General features: G+C 41.4%; 19 protein-coding genes and 1 tRNA gene. 18 read left to right on the top strand and 2 right to left on the bottom strand.

Going from position 1 to position 16,489, the window contains the following annotated elements; genetic code table 11:
* Positions 1-23 precede the first annotated feature (23 nt).
* The 16 genes from ACT17O_RS08630 to ACT17O_RS08555 all read left to right on the top strand — a co-directional run bounded on the left by ACT17O_RS08630 (position 24) and on the right by ACT17O_RS08555 (position 13,474).
* Positions 24-779, top strand: coding sequence for a DUF3883 domain-containing protein (locus tag ACT17O_RS08630; protein ID WP_434397991.1), 756 nt, complete (start codon positions 24-26; stop codon positions 777-779).
* Positions 780-816: 37 nt separating this feature from the next.
* On the top strand, positions 817-960 hold the full coding sequence (locus ACT17O_RS08625) for a hypothetical protein (RefSeq protein ID WP_261078055.1): 144 nt from the start codon (positions 817-819) through the stop codon (positions 958-960).
* 116 nt (positions 961-1,076) lie between these two features.
* Positions 1,077-1,652 (top strand): TetR/AcrR family transcriptional regulator, encoded by a 576-nt coding sequence (locus tag ACT17O_RS08620; RefSeq protein ID WP_434397987.1) that lies wholly within the window; start codon positions 1,077-1,079, stop codon positions 1,650-1,652.
* Complete coding sequence (locus tag ACT17O_RS08615) at positions 1,649-2,329, top strand: ABC transporter ATP-binding protein (RefSeq protein WP_434397985.1); 681 nt, start codon at positions 1,649-1,651, stop codon at positions 2,327-2,329. Before ACT17O_RS08620 ends, ACT17O_RS08615 begins: the two co-directional genes overlap by 4 nt.
* A 3-nt stretch (positions 2,330-2,332) precedes the next feature.
* Complete coding sequence (locus ACT17O_RS08610) at positions 2,333-3,478, top strand: FtsX-like permease family protein (protein WP_434397983.1); 1,146 nt, start codon at positions 2,333-2,335, stop codon at positions 3,476-3,478.
* A 404-nt stretch (positions 3,479-3,882) separates the two neighbouring features.
* The gene (rpoE, locus tag ACT17O_RS08605; RefSeq protein WP_000418420.1) at positions 3,883-4,473 is read left to right on the top strand and encodes a DNA-directed RNA polymerase subunit delta; all 591 of its coding nucleotides are present in this window, start codon (positions 3,883-3,885) and stop codon (positions 4,471-4,473) included.
* A 314-nt stretch (positions 4,474-4,787) separates the two neighbouring features.
* The gene (locus tag ACT17O_RS08600; protein WP_084880111.1) at positions 4,788-6,395 is read left to right on the top strand and encodes a CTP synthase; all 1,608 of its coding nucleotides are present in this window, start codon (positions 4,788-4,790) and stop codon (positions 6,393-6,395) included.
* 118 nt (positions 6,396-6,513) lie between these two features.
* Positions 6,514-7,587, top strand: coding sequence for an N-acetylmuramoyl-L-alanine amidase family protein (locus ACT17O_RS08595; protein ID WP_162285018.1), 1,074 nt, complete (start codon positions 6,514-6,516; stop codon positions 7,585-7,587).
* A gap of 232 nt (positions 7,588-7,819) precedes the next feature.
* A complete protein-coding gene (locus ACT17O_RS08590) occupies positions 7,820-8,119 on the top strand; it encodes a DUF4651 domain-containing protein (RefSeq protein WP_002879788.1) in 300 nt (99 codons plus the stop codon).
* Positions 8,116-8,433, top strand: a complete 318-nt coding sequence (locus ACT17O_RS08585) for a thioredoxin family protein (protein WP_434397978.1) — start codon at positions 8,116-8,118, stop codon at positions 8,431-8,433. The genes ACT17O_RS08590 and ACT17O_RS08585 overlap by 4 nt, the downstream gene beginning before the upstream one ends.
* A gap of 15 nt (positions 8,434-8,448) precedes the next feature.
* Positions 8,449-9,075: a YtpR family tRNA-binding protein gene (gene ytpR, locus ACT17O_RS08580; protein WP_434397976.1), complete on the top strand. Its 627-nt coding sequence runs from the start codon at positions 8,449-8,451 to the stop codon at positions 9,073-9,075.
* A gap of 41 nt (positions 9,076-9,116) precedes the next feature.
* Positions 9,117-9,878, top strand: coding sequence for an SDR family NAD(P)-dependent oxidoreductase (locus ACT17O_RS08575; RefSeq protein WP_434397974.1), 762 nt, complete (start codon positions 9,117-9,119; stop codon positions 9,876-9,878).
* Positions 9,879-9,955: 77 nt separating this feature from the next.
* A complete protein-coding gene (locus ACT17O_RS08570) occupies positions 9,956-10,351 on the top strand; it encodes a single-stranded DNA-binding protein (RefSeq protein ID WP_000282436.1) in 396 nt (131 codons plus the stop codon).
* Between the two features lie 308 nt (positions 10,352-10,659).
* Entirely contained in the window at positions 10,660-10,944 is a 285-nt protein-coding gene (gene groES, locus ACT17O_RS08565; protein ID WP_000917319.1) for a co-chaperone GroES, read from the top strand.
* Positions 10,945-10,959: 15 nt separating this feature from the next.
* Positions 10,960-12,582 (top strand): chaperonin GroEL, encoded by a 1,623-nt coding sequence (groL, locus tag ACT17O_RS08560; protein WP_434397971.1) that lies wholly within the window; start codon positions 10,960-10,962, stop codon positions 12,580-12,582.
* A 124-nt stretch (positions 12,583-12,706) separates the two neighbouring features.
* A complete protein-coding gene (locus ACT17O_RS08555; protein ID WP_000567567.1) occupies positions 12,707-13,474 on the top strand; it encodes an epoxyqueuosine reductase QueH in 768 nt (255 codons plus the stop codon).
* Positions 13,475-13,543: 69 nt separating this feature from the next.
* On the opposite strand, the gene ntdP is transcribed toward ACT17O_RS08555, so the two are convergent.
* Together ntdP and recX are read right to left on the bottom strand one after the other, a co-directional pair.
* Entirely contained in the window at positions 13,544-14,077 is a 534-nt protein-coding gene (gene ntdP / locus ACT17O_RS08550; RefSeq protein ID WP_000775318.1) for a nucleoside tri-diphosphate phosphatase, read from the bottom strand.
* 88 nt (positions 14,078-14,165) lie between these two features.
* Positions 14,166-14,942, bottom strand: a complete 777-nt coding sequence (gene recX, locus ACT17O_RS08545) for a recombination regulator RecX (protein WP_434397968.1) — start codon at positions 14,940-14,942, stop codon at positions 14,166-14,168.
* A 37-nt stretch (positions 14,943-14,979) separates the two neighbouring features.
* On the opposite strand from recX, the gene rlmD reads away from it, so the two are divergent.
* Together rlmD and ACT17O_RS08535 are read left to right on the top strand one after the other, a co-directional pair.
* Positions 14,980-16,341: a 23S rRNA (uracil(1939)-C(5))-methyltransferase RlmD gene (gene rlmD / locus ACT17O_RS08540; RefSeq protein WP_444817420.1), complete on the top strand. Its 1,362-nt coding sequence runs from the start codon at positions 14,980-14,982 to the stop codon at positions 16,339-16,341.
* Between the two features lie 67 nt (positions 16,342-16,408).
* Positions 16,409-16,480: transfer RNA gene (locus ACT17O_RS08535), tRNA-Glu, on the top strand.
* Positions 16,481-16,489: the final 9 nt, after the last annotated feature.

Here is a 16,489-nt window from a genome sequence, read left to right as displayed (position 1 = left end):
AATATCTATTGATGGAGAAAGTTATGTCCAAACACCCTCATTATGAATTGTTAAATTTAATTGGCTATGGTCTTGCCAAATTTGATAAGTTGTTTATAAAAGAGTTTCAATGCTCTAGTAAATCTGAGTTTTATCGTTATATAGTTTCTTTGGGCATCGCAAAAACAACTGGGGTAGTTAAAAATAGAATGGATTTATTCGACCCTTATTTTGACAACAATCGAAAAGGCTGGTGGCAAAAAGCTGAAGTCTACCGTTTTCGTAAAGATTTAATTGACATGATGTTTGGGAATGAAGATGTTCACAGTTATGCAGAAATCGTTAAAATGTTACTCGCAAGCGAAGGGAAGAAAACAGGTGTAACCATTGTTGAAAAGCCAATAGTTCGAACTAAATTCAAACGTCTACAAGAAACGGGAATGGAGGCAGAGAATTATTTTATCCTTCATTTTGATAAAGAAGAAAAATTTCAAGGTGGACAGTTAACCGATGCCCGTCTTTATGGTGATGGATATGATTTCCAAGTAGATGTTCAAGAACATTCTTATCTTGCCGAAGTTAAAGGAATTCGAAAACCTAAGGGTCGCATTCGATTGACTTCCAGAGAATATGAAAAAGCCAAAGAATTTAAATCAGATTTTATTTTATCCTTAGTTACTAACCTAGATGATATTCCCAAGATAGTGTTAATTGATAATCCTTTGAATCATTTTGAATTCAAAAAGAGCATTATAAAGAATGAAGTTATAGAATACAGAAGTCTTGAAGATTTATATTAGTTCCCCTTAACTTTTCCAGTTGAAGAAACGAGAAGTCTTGACAGGTCAACGACTCAATGAACTAGAAATCAACGGTATTCGATTGACCAAATTCAAAAACGGGGAAATTGGAATTGAATTCATCTGGATTGACACCGAAAACCCACCTCACGATGCTATCGGATGGGTAGCAAAGAAATAAAAAGTCCTCTGTTTTTTGTTTTGTGTTTTACAGTTTTTTCTTGACAAGTCTTTCTTTTTATGGTATCCTTTTATGCAACAAGTGTTGCGCAACGAATGTTGCACGAAAGGAGTCTTATGCCACCAAAGGTTAAATTTAGTAAAGAGACTATCATTGGTACAGCTTTACAATTGGTGAGAGAAGAGGGAATAGCTAGTTTGACAGCTCGAGCATTAGCGGAGAAACTGGGAGCCACACCGAGAGTGATTTTTGGGCAATTTGCCAATATGGCCGAGTTACAAGCAGAGGTTATTGGTGCTGCGGAAATGGTCGTGGTGGAGTATATTCGCAAGGCCTTAGAAGATGAAAAGCCTTTTCGATCTGTCGGGGTTGCTTATATCCTTTTCGCCTCAAAAGAGCCCCAACTCTTTCAATTGCTTTTCCAAAATCCTAGCAAAGATCCCATTCGTCGCTTTCAAGATTTTCTTCCCATGAAGGATCATAGTTACCAATTGGTTCTGGATTCGATTGTCGCAGACTATCCTTTGACTGTAGAGGAGGCTAGTCGCTTGTACCAGCATCTATTTATCTACTCACACGGGATGGCCTCTATGGTTGCTTCTGGTATTTATCAATTCAGCATGGAAGAAGTAATTGGATCACTGACAGAGGTTTGTCAATCGCTCATCAAAGAAATGGTAGGAAAAAAATGATTCAACTAGAAAATGTGCACAAAAGTTACGGTCAAACCAAGGTTTTAAAAGGGATTGACTTGCAGATTCAACACCAAGATGATGTGGTTATCCTAGGTCCTTCTGGATCAGGCAAGTCAACTCTCTTAAACGTTTTGTCAGGTTTAGAAAAGGTAGACGAGGGGCATATCCTCATTCAAGGGCAAGATTTATCACAACTCGCGGATGCTCAATTGACAGCCTTTAGACGTGAGAAGATTGCCTTTATTTTTCAGCAGTATTATTTATTGCCGAATCTAACGGTTAGACAAAATGTAAAGATGGGAGCTGATCTGGCAAGTAATCATGATTTTTTGCAGATCATTGAGGATTTGGGTCTTGGTGATAAGCTGGACAAGTATCCAAGTGAATTGTCGGGTGGGGAACAGCAGAGAGTCTCCATTGCTCGAGCCTTGGCCAAAAAGCCAGAGATTCTTTTCTTAGATGAGCCGACGGGAGCCCTGGATGAAGAAACGGGGCGCAAGATTCTCGACTATATCTGGAAGTTGAAGGAAAAGCTAGGCTTTACCCTAATCATGGTGACACACAACCAAAATATTGCGGATATGGCCAGAAGCATCATTCGCGTCAATAGTGGCAAAATTACTGAAGTTGTGACCAATGATCAGCCACAGACTGCTTATGAGATTGGATGGTAAGCCATGTTTTCAGTAAAAGATATTCGAAAATTAGTTGTCGTCAGTATCATTGGAGCCTGTGCGGTTTTTGTGGCCAATCTCTTTTTGAATTTTTATCTTGATATCGAGCAGTTGGAGATTTCTAAAACCAATCCGATGATTACGGCCTATTATGATGCCCAGGTTTCACTTTCCTGGATGGTGGCCATGGTCAGTGGGGTTGTCTTGTCCTTGACGTCGATCCTTCTCATGTGCTTTTATATCAAACAATTTGTCGATGATCACAAGGAACAATTAGGGATTTTAAAGGCTTTAGGCTATAGCAATGGCCAGTTGGCTAAACGATTTTGGGCTTTTGGACTCAGTTTTGGAGTTGGAGCGCTTCTTGGCTATTTAGCTTCTTTTCTAATGATGGGACATTTTTATGACTTTCGCAATGAGAAGAGGATTTTGCCAGAAATTACCATTCATTTTCACTGGCAGCTCTTGATCGCTTTAGTGATACTGCCAGCGACTTTCTTTATGGTTCTTGCGATTGGCTATGCTAGAAGACAACTACAAACGCCGGCCCTTCACCTATTGAAAAAATCCCCAACACCGATTAAGGTCAAAAGGGAAAAAAGTGCTCCTAAGAAAGAAAAATCCTTCCTAAAAGAGCTGTCTTCGTCGCTGATTTGGGGGAGAAAATCGATCCTGTTTTTTGTAGTCTTTGGCTCTATGTGTTTTGCGGCCATGGTTCAATTGTCCTTTGGTCTAAGGGACTACACAGATGATATCATCCAAACCATGATGATCATGATTGGCTTGATCCTTTCTTTCTCTATTCTCTTTTTGTCATTGGGGATTGTCGTCTCAGAAAGTCGCGAAACCCTGGCTCTTATGAAGGCTTTTGGCTACACAGATCGTGAATGCCAAGGTCATATCTTATCTCCCTATCGTTTCTGGGCCTATCTAGGATTTGTTCTTGGGACGGCTTATCAGTACGCTATCGTGGAAATCTTGATTGGTGTGATCAAAGATACGGTTCCTGAAAAGATTGAGCATCACTTTGATGGGAATGTTTGCTTCTGGACTTTGATCGGTTTTGCTGTGGTTTATGAAAGTCTCTTTTATCTATCCAACAGAAAACTCCAAAAGCAAACCATCAAAGAAGTACTCTTAGCTGAATAAATAGAGAAGGTTGGATTCTCCAGCCTTTTTCTTATGAAACTCATTAACAAGAGAAGGATTTTTCACTATTCTAGGGAAAATGAAATAAAGGAAAGAAAACGAAGTTACTGGCAGGACCTGAAATGATCTTTTTACTTGATTTGATGCAACAAATAATCCTTTATCTCTGTAGGAATCCTCTTGCAGTTTGTGGTTGGTATTGGAGTTGCAGCCTTGAGTTATAAATAAATCAATATACCTGTGGTCATGTTACACAGGTCTTTCAATTAGCTGAAATATTTCATCTTTATTTTTTCTTAACCTTTGACTATTCCGCAAAATTATCGTACAATAAAGAGTACATGATAAAATGAGGTCAGAGTCTGTTTGCTCTGGCGATAGTAGTATAAATGAGGAGAAACGCTTTGGAATTAGAAGTATTTGCTGGGCAAGAAAAAAGTGAACTATCTATGATTGAGGTAGCGCGTGCTATCTTGGAACTTCGTGGTCGCGATCATGAGATGCATTTTAGCGATCTTGTAAACGAAATTCAAAACTATCTTGGAACATCAAACAGCGATATCCGCGAAGCCTTGCCTTTGTTCTACACAGAGTTGAACTTTGACGGTAGCTTCATCTCTCTTGGAGACAACAAATGGGGTCTTCGTTCATGGTATGGTGTGGACGAAATCGACGAAGAAATCATCGCTCTTGAAGAAAGTGACGACGATGAAGTAGCACCAAAAGCTAAGAAGCAGCGTGTCAATGCCTTCATGGATGGTGATTCAGATGCCATTGACTACAATGCAGATGATCCAGAAGACGAGGACGCGTACGAAGCTGATCCAGCTCTTTCATATGATGATGAAAATCCAGATGATGAGAAAAATGAAGTGGAAGCTTACGATGCAGAAATCAACGAAATCGCTCCTGATGACTTGGGTGAAGATGTGGATCTCAACGAAGAAGACGACGAGTTTTCTGACGATGACGCTGAAACGAGTGAAGAAGAGTAAAAGACTTCACAGAGGAGATCGCCTGATCTCCTTTTTTGTTCCTTGAGCGTGTTGCCCGTTTGAATGCGGATCTTTAGTTTTTTCTGAAAACAATCTCCTTTTTTCATCTTTTACCAATTCGGGTTGACAAATGATCTGCTTTGAGGTATTATATTGTTCGGGCACCTCTTTTAGAGGTCGGGGCTCCCTAGTTACTAGGGAGCTATTTTTGTTTTTTCAGGAAGTTTTCTTGAAAATTCGTTATCCATAAGGGTCTTGTTTTCTATGTCCCCTCGTAGTTAACAAGGCCTTGAGCATTTTAGAAAGAGGAATCTATGTCTACGAAATATATTTTTGTAACTGGTGGTGTGGTATCGTCTATTGGGAAAGGGATTGTGGCAGCAAGTCTGGGTCGTCTCTTGAAAAATCGTGGTCTCAAAGTGACTATTCAGAAGTTTGACCCTTATATCAATATCGATCCGGGAACCATGAGTCCTTACCAGCACGGGGAAGTCTTTGTGACTGATGATGGGGCTGAGGCCGATTTGGACTTGGGTCACTATGAACGTTTCATCGATATCAATCTCAACAAATATTCCAACGTGACAACTGGTAAAATCTACAGTGAAGTTCTTCGTAAGGAACGCCGTGGCGAGTACCTTGGGGCAACTGTTCAAGTCATTCCTCATATCACAGATGCTTTGAAAGAAAAAATCAAGCGTGCCGCTGTAACGACTGACTCTGATGTTATTATCACAGAGGTCGGTGGAACCGTTGGAGATATCGAGTCCTTGCCATTCCTAGAGGCCCTTCGTCAGATGAAGGCAGATGTGGGTGCAGATAATGTCATGTACATCCATACAACCTTGCTTCCTTATCTCAAGGCTGCTGGTGAAATGAAGACCAAGCCAACTCAACACTCTGTAAAAGAATTGCGTGGTTTGGGAATCCAACCAAATATGTTGGTCATCCGTACCGAGAAACCAGCTGGTCAGGGAATTAAAAATAAACTAGCTCAGTTCTGTGATGTGGCACCAGAAGCTGTTATCGAGTCTTTGGATGTTGAACACCTTTACCAAATTCCATTGAACTTGCAGGCACAAGGTATGGACCAAATTGTTTGTGACCATTTGAAACTAGATGCACCAGCAGCAGATATGACAGAGTGGTCAGCAATGGTGGATAAGGTCATGAACCTGAAAAAACATGTCAAGATTTCCCTTGTCGGTAAGTATGTGGAGTTGCAAGATGCCTACATCTCTGTGGTTGAAGCCTTGAAACACTCTGGGTATGCCAACGACGCAGAAGTGAAGATTAATTGGATCAATGCCAATGATGTGACAGCAGAGAATGTAGCAGAACTCTTGTCGGATGCGGACGGAATCATCGTACCAGGCGGTTTCGGTCAACGTGGTACGGAAGGGAAAATTCAAGCCATCCGTTATGCGCGTGAAAATGATGTTCCAATGTTGGGAGTCTGCTTGGGAATGCAGTTGACTTGTATCGAGTTTGCTCGTCACGTTTTGGGTCTTGAAGGTGCCAATTCTGCTGAACTTGCACCAGAAACAAAATATTCTATCATTGATATCATGCGTGATCAGGTTGATGTTGAGGATATGGGAGGAACCCTTCGCTTGGGACTTTATCCATCTAAGTTAAAACGTGGCTCTAAGGCAGCAGCTGCTTATCACAATCAAGAAGTGGTGCAACGCCGTCACCGTCACCGTTATGAGTTTAACAACGCCTTTCGTGGACAGTTTGAGGCAGCAGGTTTTGTCTTCTCAGGAGTTTCTCCAGATAATCGTTTGGTAGAAATTGTGGAGCTACCTGAAAATAAATTCTTTGTGGCGTGTCAGTATCACCCTGAACTTTCCAGCCGTCCAAACCGTCCAGAGGAACTCTACACAGCCTTTGTCACTGCAGCAGTTGAAAATAGTAACTAGTTATCTTCTAATTTCTGAGAATAATCTCAGAGGTTTCTTCTAGCATATTTAGGATAAGATTTGCAAAAAAAATAGATAGTGATATAATTAATATAATAATTCCTAAGGAGGATATACAATGAAAAAAATCACACTATTTTGTTTGTCTCTAACAGGTTTAGCTTTACTGGCTTTCCCTCATTCAGGAAAAGCATTCGAATTGCAAGAAGAATGGGTTATTAAGGGTGGGGTTAAGTATCAAGATGGCAAAATTCTTCGATTTAATAATGGCCATGAAGTAGATATCAAAGTCTTGGATTTGCCAAAAACTGAGAAAATCGAGTGGATGGTCAGTCTCAATGGTCAAGATCAGACAGTCAATTTCCTAGGCCAAGAAAAGGACAAGTCTATGGTCGGTACAGAGGGGCGTTACCTGAATTTCTACGTACCTTATGGCTATAGAGGAGATATCAAGGTCGAGGCCAAGAGTGGAAATGAAGTAAAGACCTGGTCCTCTAAAGTGGTAGATGATGTATATAATGGTGAGAAAAGTGGCTACTACCGTATTGAAGAATCAAAAGACCATTACACCTACCTTGATACAAAATGGGACTATCAAACCAAGACCTACACTGCTACCTTACCAGAGACTATCAATGGTCAAAAAGTTTATGCTTGGAAAGACCATGACAATGGTGAGTTAAAACTTACAAAACCAGAATCTATCAGTCATTCCTACAAGGGGGGAGGAGCCTTCCGAGAACTTTATCCGATTGTAAAAGCAGAAAGCTGGCTAAAATCAGACCAAAATTGGTACTATCAAAAACAAGGCCAACTAGTTCAAAATGCTTGGGTTAAAGACAATGGAACTTGGTACTTTATGAATGATAAAGGGATTATGTTTAATCAAACTTGGCTCTATCAAGGTGGCAACTGGTATGTCTTTAAATCATCAGGAGCTATGATTGCTAGTGATTGGCTTTACGACCAAGGCAAGTGGTACTATTTATCAACTTCAGGCTCTATGAAAGCAAGCACTTGGATTTTTGACAAGGGAGAATGGTATTATGTAAGTTCTTCTGGTGCCATGATTGCGAATGATTGGGTCAAAGACAATGGTAAGTGGTATTATCTAGCTTCATCAGGTAAGATGCTTCGCAATACTTACACACCAGATGGCTACTACGTTGGCAACTCAGGTGCCTGGCAATAAGAATAATACTCTTCGAAAATCTCTTCAAACCACATCAGCATTGCCTTACCGTAGGTATGGTTACTGACTTCGTCAGTTCTATCCACAACCTCAAAACACTGTTTTGAGCAACCTGCGGCTAGTTTCCTAGTTTGCTCTTTGAGTATAAGAAGTCCTTTTCCTTTAAGGAAGGGGCTTTTTACTTACTTTTCTGCGGCTTCCCTATTTGTCCTAGAGCCCTTTTTGTGTTACAATGAATGGTATGAAAGCTAAGAAATTATGGATGACTGGCTTGACTGTGGCTGGTCTAAGTGCCCTCGCTTTGGGTGCCAAAAAAGCAGCAGATAACCACAAACTGATGAAGACGCAAGAAGAGTTGACCGCTATCGTGCGCGAACTTTTCTCAGATATGGGTGAGATTGCGACTCTCTATGTTCAAGTCTACGAAAGTAGCCTTGAGCGACTTGTCGGAGGAGTCATTTTCGAGGATGGTCGTCACTATACCTTTGTCTATGAAAATGAAGACCTAGTCTATGAGGAGGAAGCCTTATGATTACTCCCAATAGTATAGAAGAGTTTGCAGGTTTTGTCGAGCAAGATGGCAAGAAGGTCTTCCTTTTTGTGGCGGACTGGTGTGGCGATTGTCGTTATATCTATCCAGCCTTGCCAGAGATTGAGGAGACCAATCCAGAGTTCACCTTTATTCGAGTGGACCGGGACCAGTATCTGGATCTGGCCAAACTCTGGGATGTGTATGGCATTCCTAGCCTTGTTGTGCTAGAAAAGGACAAGGAAATCGGCCGTTTTGTCAACCGTGACCGTAAAAGCAAGCAACAAATTAACGACTTTTTAGCAGGACTGAAATAGGAGAAAAAGGAAAGAATGATTTTTACATATAACAAAGAACATGTTGGCGATGTACTTATGGTCATCGTTAAAAATAGCGGAGATGCTAAACTGGATGTGGAGCGCAAAGGCAAGGGTGCCCGAGTTTTCCTCAAAGAAAATGGAGAAACAGTAGCTTGGAATATTTTCGAAGTTTCAAGTTTCTTTGAAATTGCAGAGCGCGGCCAAGTTTTTTTGACAGATGAGCAAGTCGCTCGTTTGAACCAAGAATTGCAGGCGGAAGGCTTTGCAGAAGAGATTGTCAATGACAAGGAACCTAAGTTTGTTGTTGGTGAAATTGTCGAGATGGTAGCTCATCCTGATAGTGATCACCTCAACATCTGCCAAGTTGCAGTCGCAAGTGACAAGACAGTGCAAATCGTTGCAGGAGCACCTAATGCGCGTGTTGGGCTGAAAACCATTGTAGCTCTTCCTGGAGCGATGATGCCAAAAGGCAATCTCATTTTCCCAGGCGAACTTCGTGGTGAAAAGAGTTTTGGCATGATGTGTAGCCCTCGTGAATTGCATCTGCCAAATGCTCCGCAAAAACGTGGTGTTATTGAATTATCAGAAGACCAAGTTGTCGGAACTCCATTTGACCCAGCCAAACACTGGACTGCCTAGGAAATTGTCGGTATTTGATAGACCAGATAGAGGGGGATAAGATGGCGAAAAATGTAGTGATTACAGGAGCGACCTCAGGAATCGGTGAAGCGATTGCGCGTGCTTATCTAGAGCAGGGGGAGAATGTCGTTCTAACAGGGCGACGGACAGACAGACTAGAGGCCCTCAAGTCAGAGTTTGCAGAAACTTTTCCAAATCAAACAGTTTGGACCTTTTCATTAGATGTGACGGATATGACCATGGTCAAGACTGTCTGTTCCGATATTCTAGAAACGATAGGTCAGATTGATATCTTGGTCAATAACGCTGGACTAGCTCTTGGCTTGGCTCCCTATCAAGACTATGAAGAGTTGGACATGTTGACCATGTTGGATACCAATGTCAAGGGGTTGATGGCAGTCACTCGCTGTTTCTTGCCTTCTATGGTAGCAGCCAATCAAGGTCATATTATCAATATGGGATCGACCGCAGGAATCTATGCCTATGCTGGGGCAGCTGTTTACTCAGCCACCAAGGCTGCTGTCAAGACTTTTTCAGATGGTTTGCGAATTGATACCATCGCAACGAATATCAAGGTGACCACCATTCAGCCAGGGATTGTCGAAACAGATTTCTCTACAGTTCGTTTCCACGGTGACAAAGAGCGTGCTGCAACCGTCTATCAGGGAATTGAGGCCCTGCAAGCTCAGGATATTGCAGATACAGTGGTCTATGTGACCAGTCAGCCTCGTCGTATGCAGATTACAGATATGGCCATTATGGCCAATCAACAGGCGACAGGTTTCATGGTGCATAAAAAATAAAAAATTTTCTCGAAAAGTTACAAATTTTTGTAACTTTTTTTGATTCCTTACGAATAGATAAGTAGGAGGAAGAAAATATGTATAATAAAGTTATTCTTATTGGACGTTTAACGTCTACACCAGAATTGCACAAAACCAACAATGACAAGTCAGTAGCGCGTGCAACTATCGCTGTGAACCGTCGTTACAAAGACCAAAATGGGGAACGTGAAGCTGATTTTGTCAATTTGGTTCTTTGGGGAAAATTGGCTGAAACCTTGGCAAGCTACGCAACTAAAGGTAGTCTTATCTCTGTGGATGGAGAACTTCGTACCCGTCGCTTTGAGAAAAATGGCCAGATGAACTATGTGACTGAAGTCCTTGCCACAGGATTCCAACTTTTGGAAAGCCGCGCCCAACGTGCTATGCGTGAAAATAACGCTGGACAGGATTTGGCAGATTTGGTCTTGGAAGAGGAGGAATTGCCATTTTAATACTCTTCGAAAATCTCTTCAAATCACGTCAGTTTCACCTTGCCGTGGGTATAGGTAACTGACTTGGTCAATCTTATCTACAACCTCAAAGCAGTGCTTTGAGCAACCTGCGGCTAGCTTCCTAGTTTGCTCTTTGATTTTCATTGAGTATAAACATTGAAAAGTCTGAGTTGGTCTCAGGCTTTTTATCTTGCTAAAGTCAGACTTTTTTCTTGACTATTTCTGACCAAGTGATACAATAGAACTATGAATTAGCACTCATATATAAAGAGTGCTAATAATATGTAGTTTATCATGGAGGAAAACAGATGTTGAAACCATTAGGAGACCGTGTGGTCTTGAAAATCGAAGAAAAAGAACAAACTGTTGGAGGCTTTGTCCTTGCGGGCTCAGCCCAAGAAAAAACAAAAACAGCCCAAGTTGTAGCTACTGGACAAGGGGTTCGTACCTTGAACGGTGACTTGGTTGCTCCAAGCGTTAAGGCTGGAGACCGTGTCTTAGTTGAAGCCCACGCTGGTATTGATATCAAAGATGGCGATGAGAAGTACATCATCGTTGGCGAAGCTAACATCTTGGCTATCATTGAAGAATAGAAGGAGAAAGTAAGTATGTCAAAAGAAATTAAATTTTCATCTGATGCTCGTTCAGCTATGGTCCGTGGTGTCGATATCCTTGCAGACACTGTCAAAGTAACCTTGGGACCAAAAGGTCGTAATGTTGTGTTGGAAAAATCATTTGGCTCACCATTGATTACCAATGACGGGGTGACCATTGCCAAAGAAATCGAGTTGGAAGACCATTTTGAAAATATGGGTGCCAAATTGGTATCAGAAGTAGCTTCAAAAACCAATGATATCGCAGGTGACGGAACGACAACTGCAACAGTCTTGACTCAAGCAATCGTCCGCGAAGGAATCAAAAACGTCACAGCAGGTGCTAATCCAATCGGTATCCGCCGGGGGATTGAAGCAGCGGTTGCCGCAGCTGTAGAAGCCTTGAAAAACAATGCCATCCCTGTTGCCAATAAAGAAGCCATCGCTCAGGTTGCCGCTGTATCTTCTCGTTCTGAAAAAGTCGGCGAATACATCTCTGAAGCTATGGAAAAAGTTGGTAAAGACGGTGTTATCACCATTGAAGAGTCACGTGGTATGGAAACAGAACTTGAAGTCGTAGAAGGAATGCAGTTTGACCGCGGTTACCTTTCACAGTACATGGTAACAGATAGCGAAAAGATGGTGGCGGACCTTGAAAATCCATACATTTTGATTACTGATAAGAAGATTTCCAATATTCAAGAAATCTTGCCATTGCTAGAAAGCATTCTCCAAAGCAATCGCCCACTCTTGATTGTTGCAGATGATGTGGATGGCGAAGCTCTTCCAACCCTTGTTTTGAACAAGATTCGTGGAACTTTCAATGTCGTTGCTGTCAAAGCTCCTGGCTTTGGTGACCGTCGTAAGGCTATGTTAGAAGACATCGCTATCTTGACAGGCGGAACCGTCATCACAGAAGACCTTGGTCTTGAGTTGAAAGACGCGACGATTGAGGCGCTAGGTCAAGCCGCTAGAGTGACTGTGGACAAAGACAGCACGGTTATCGTAGAAGGTGCTGGCAATCCTGAAGCCATTTCACACCGTGTTGCGGTTATCAAGTCACAAATCGAAACCACAACTTCTGAATTCGACCGTGAAAAACTCCAAGAACGCTTGGCTAAATTGTCAGGTGGTGTCGCAGTCATCAAGGTCGGTGCTGCAACTGAAACTGAGTTGAAAGAAATGAAACTCCGCATTGAAGATGCCCTCAACGCTACTCGTGCAGCCGTTGAAGAAGGAATCGTTGCAGGTGGTGGAACAGCTCTTGCCAATGTCATTCCAGCCGTAGCTGATTTGGAATTGACAGGAGATGAAGCGACAGGACGCAATATTGTTCTCCGTGCCTTGGAAGAACCTGTTCGTCAAATCGCTCACAATGCGGGATTCGAAGGTTCTATTGTTATTGACCGCTTGAAGAATGCTGAAGTTGGTACAGGCTTCAACGCAGCAACTGGCGAATGGGTCAACATGATTGAAGAAGGAATCATTGACCCAGTGAAAGTGAGCCGTTCAGCCCTTCAAAATGCAGCATCTGTAGCCAGCTTGATTTTGACAACAGAAGCAGTCGTAGCCAATAAACCAGAACCAGTAGCCCCAGCTCCAGCAATGGATCCAAGCATGATGGGCGGGATGATGTAAAAGCAACTTATAAAAACCACAAAAGGAGGGAACATAATCCCTCCTTTTATGGTTTTCTCTTCTAAAATTGATTTGAGCTCTCCTAACTTATATGATAAAATAAGACTAGAAAAAGGAGAAGAACATGATCGATGTAGAAGAAATTCTGAGCAAGATGAATCCCAATCAGAAGATTAATTATGACCGTGTCATGCAAAAAATGGTTCAGGTTTGGGAAAAAAATGAGCAACGGCCAACTATTCTCATGCATGTTTGCTGTGCTCCTTGTAGTACCTACACCCTAGAGTATCTGACCAAGTACGCGGATGTGACCATCTATTTTGCCAATTCTAACATCCATCCCAAGGCAGAATACCACAAGCGAGCTTACGTCACCAAGAAATTTGTCAGTGATTTCAATGAGCGAACAGGAAATACGGTCCAGTATTTAGAAGCCCCATATGAACCCAATGAATACCGGAAGTTAGTTAGAGGACTAGAAGAAGAACCCGAAGGTGGTGACCGTTGCAAGGTTTGTTTTGACTACCGTTTGGACAAAACAGCACAGGTAGCTATGGACTTGGGCTTTGACTACTTTGGTTCAGCTTTGACCATCAGTCCCCATAAGAATTCTCAAACCATCAACAGCATCGGAATTGATGTGCAAAAGATTTACACAACCCACTATCTTCCAAGTGATTTCAAGAAAAATCAAGGCTACAAACGTTCAGTGGAGATGTGTGAGGAGTATGATATCTATCGTCAATGCTATTGTGGATGCGTCTATGCAGCTCAAGCCCAGAACATTGATCTTGTTCAGGTTAAGAAGGATGCCACGGCTTTCCTGTTAGATAAGGATGTTGAAAAAGATTATTCCCATATCAAGTTTACTGTCACTAAATTAGATATATAGCAATTAACCCAGCTTCTAGGCTGGGTTTTTCAAATAAAAAACCAGGGCTCTCACCCCGGTTTGACAACTTTACCGATTCTTTAGTTCTATGTAGCGTTTGTACCAAATGTTGACATAGGCCTCTGAGAAAGGACCGCGTCCATTGTTGATCCAATCAACAAGGATTTTAACATGTTCTTTCAAAATATAGTCTAAATCATCAGAATACTTCATTTTGCGTTTATGGCGCTCATACTCTTCAACGTCCAAGAGACGCTTTTCACCATCAGTAAAGACCTTGACATCCAAATCATAATCAATGTATTTCAGGGCTTCCTCATCTAGATAGTAAGGACTTGCCATATTGCAATAGTAGGAAATCCCATTATCACGAATCATGGCAATAATATTAAACCAATATTTTTTGTGAAAGTAAACAATAGCCGGTTCTCGAGTCACCCAACGACGACCGTCACTTTCGGTAACAAGTGTGTGGTCGTTGACGCCGATAATGGCGTTCTCTGTTGTTTTTAGTACCATGGTGTCCCGCCAAGTACGGTGGAGACTCCCATCATGCTTATAACTTTGAATTGTAATAAAGTCGCCTTCTTTTGGAAGTTTCATAACTAACCAACTTTCTACAATTTATAAGTTTATCGTCTACTATTATATCATAAATTGGTCTAATTTTTTTGAATTTTACACGAAAATACTAAAGATATTCTCTGAGAGCGCTGGCTATATCCGAAAAATCATAGCCTTTTCGAGCTAAAACTTGGGTTAAACGTTGTTTAAGTTCGTATCCTTCATACTTTCGAGCATAATTAGAATACTGTTTATCCAGTTCATTAAAAATGAGCTCTTGAGTCGTTTCTTGGTCAACTTGACTATCCAAGTCATCAAAAGCAATTTTAGCATCAGAATAGGAGAAGCCTTTGTTCGTCAAGTTTTGAATAATTTTATCCTGCAAGGCACGAGCGGGAAGTTTTCCATTGTATTTTTTAAGAAGTTTCTCCGCCACACGTTGAGCAACCTCTGAAAAATCAAAATCCTTTAAAACATCTTCAATAGTTGATTTGACAATCCCTTTTTGAGACAGTTTTTGAGCTAGCACATAGGGTCCCTTATCTCCAGAAAGTTGATTTGCGTTGATAATAGAGTAGACATACTGACGATCATTAATCCAGTTATCTTCTTTAAGATTAGCGATAACTTGACTAGTGATTTTTTCATCAAGATCATACTTTTTCAGATACTCACGAACTTCCTTTTCGGTTCGAGCTTTAAATGATAGATGGTAGAGGGCGAGATTTTTACCATAAGAGAACTGGGCAAAGTCCTGAATCTCGGTAAGTTCCTCTTTACTAATGACCTTATCTCGAGATAGCATAAAACGGACAATGGTATCTTCCGTGATATAAGAGGTTTGCTGTCCATCTAGTTCCATCAAGTAGAGGCGTTTTTTCTTTTCAAGTTTTGTGATTTTCATAGTTCTATTATACCTTAAAATGTGATAAGATAGGGGTATGAATCTGAAAGTCAAACAAAAAATACCTTTAAAAATCAAGCGGATGGGCATCAATGGTGAGGGAATCGGTTTCTATCAGAAAACCCTCGTTTTTGTGCCAGGCGCCCTCAAAGGAGAAGATATCTATTGTCAGATTACTTCTATTAAACGTAACTTTGTTGAAGCCAAATTACTAAAGGTTAATAAGAAGTCTAAATTTCGAGTCGTGCCAGCTTGTACGATTTATAATGAATGTGGTGGTTGCCAAATCATGCACCTCCACTACGATAAACAGTTAGAGTTCAAAACGGATCTGCTCCATCAAGCCCTGAAAAAATTTGCTCCTGCAGGATATGAAAACTATGAAATCCGTCCAACTATCGGAATGCAGGAACCAAAGTACTACCGTGCTAAGCTTCAATTTCAGACTCGGAAATTTAAAAATCAGGTCAAGGCAGGTTTGTATGCGCAAAACTCTCATTATCTCGTAGAGTTGAAAGACTGTTTGGTGCAAGATAAGGAAACCCAAGTGATTGCGAATCGCCTAGCTGAACTTCTTACTTACCACCAAATCCCCATCACCGATGAGAGAAAAACGCTAGGCGTTCGCACCATCATGGTACGCAGAGCAAGAAAAACGGGGCAAGTTCAGATTATCATTGTCACAAATCGCCAGCTTAATTTAAATCAACTGGTCAAAGACTTAGTCAATGATTTTCCAGAAGTCGTCACGGTTGCTGTCAATACAAATACAGCAAAAACAAGTGAAATCTATGGTGAAAAGACGGAAATTATCTGGGGCCAAGAGAGCATTCAAGAAGGAGTACTCGACTATGAGTTTTCTCTCTCGCCCCGAGCTTTTTATCAACTTAATCCGGAGCAGACAGAAATTCTCTATAGTGAAGCAGTTAAGGCTCTGGATGTCAGCAAAAAAGACCATCTGATTGATGCCTACTGCGGTGTTGGGACGATTGGATTTGCCTTCGCAAGTAAGGTCAAGAGTCTCAGAGGAATGGATATTATTCCAGAAGCCATTGAAGATGCCAAGCGAAATGCTCAGAGAATGGGGTTTGACAATACCCATTACGAAGCGGGAACAGCTGAAGAGATTATTCCCCGCTGGTATCAAGAAGGCTACCGAGCAAATGCCTTGATAGTCGATCCTCCTCGTACAGGCTTAGATGATAAGCTGTTGGATACCATTCTGACCTATGCTCCAGAGAAAATGGTCTATGTATCCTGCAATGTTTCGACCTTAGCGCGAGATTTGGTTAAACTAGTAAAAGTCTATGACCTCCAGTATATCCAGTCGGTCGATATGTTTCCCCACACTGCACGGACAGAAGCAGTGGTTAAGTTAGTGAAGAAAAGAAAAAATTAAATTCACTGAAAAAAGTCCTTGACAAAGGTAAAAAAGTAGGTATAATAGAAAGAGTTGAAAAGCTCAAGGTCCGTTGGTCAAGGGGTTAAGACACCGCCTTTTCACGGCGGTAACACGGGTTCGAATCCCGTACGGACTATGGTGTATT

The sequence above is a fragment of the Streptococcus sp. HJ1 genome (assembly GCF_052399005.1).
Classification (GTDB): domain Bacteria; phylum Bacillota; class Bacilli; order Lactobacillales; family Streptococcaceae; genus Streptococcus.
Note: the sequence above shows the minus strand (reverse complement) of the source record. Positions and strands in the feature narration are given on the sequence as shown.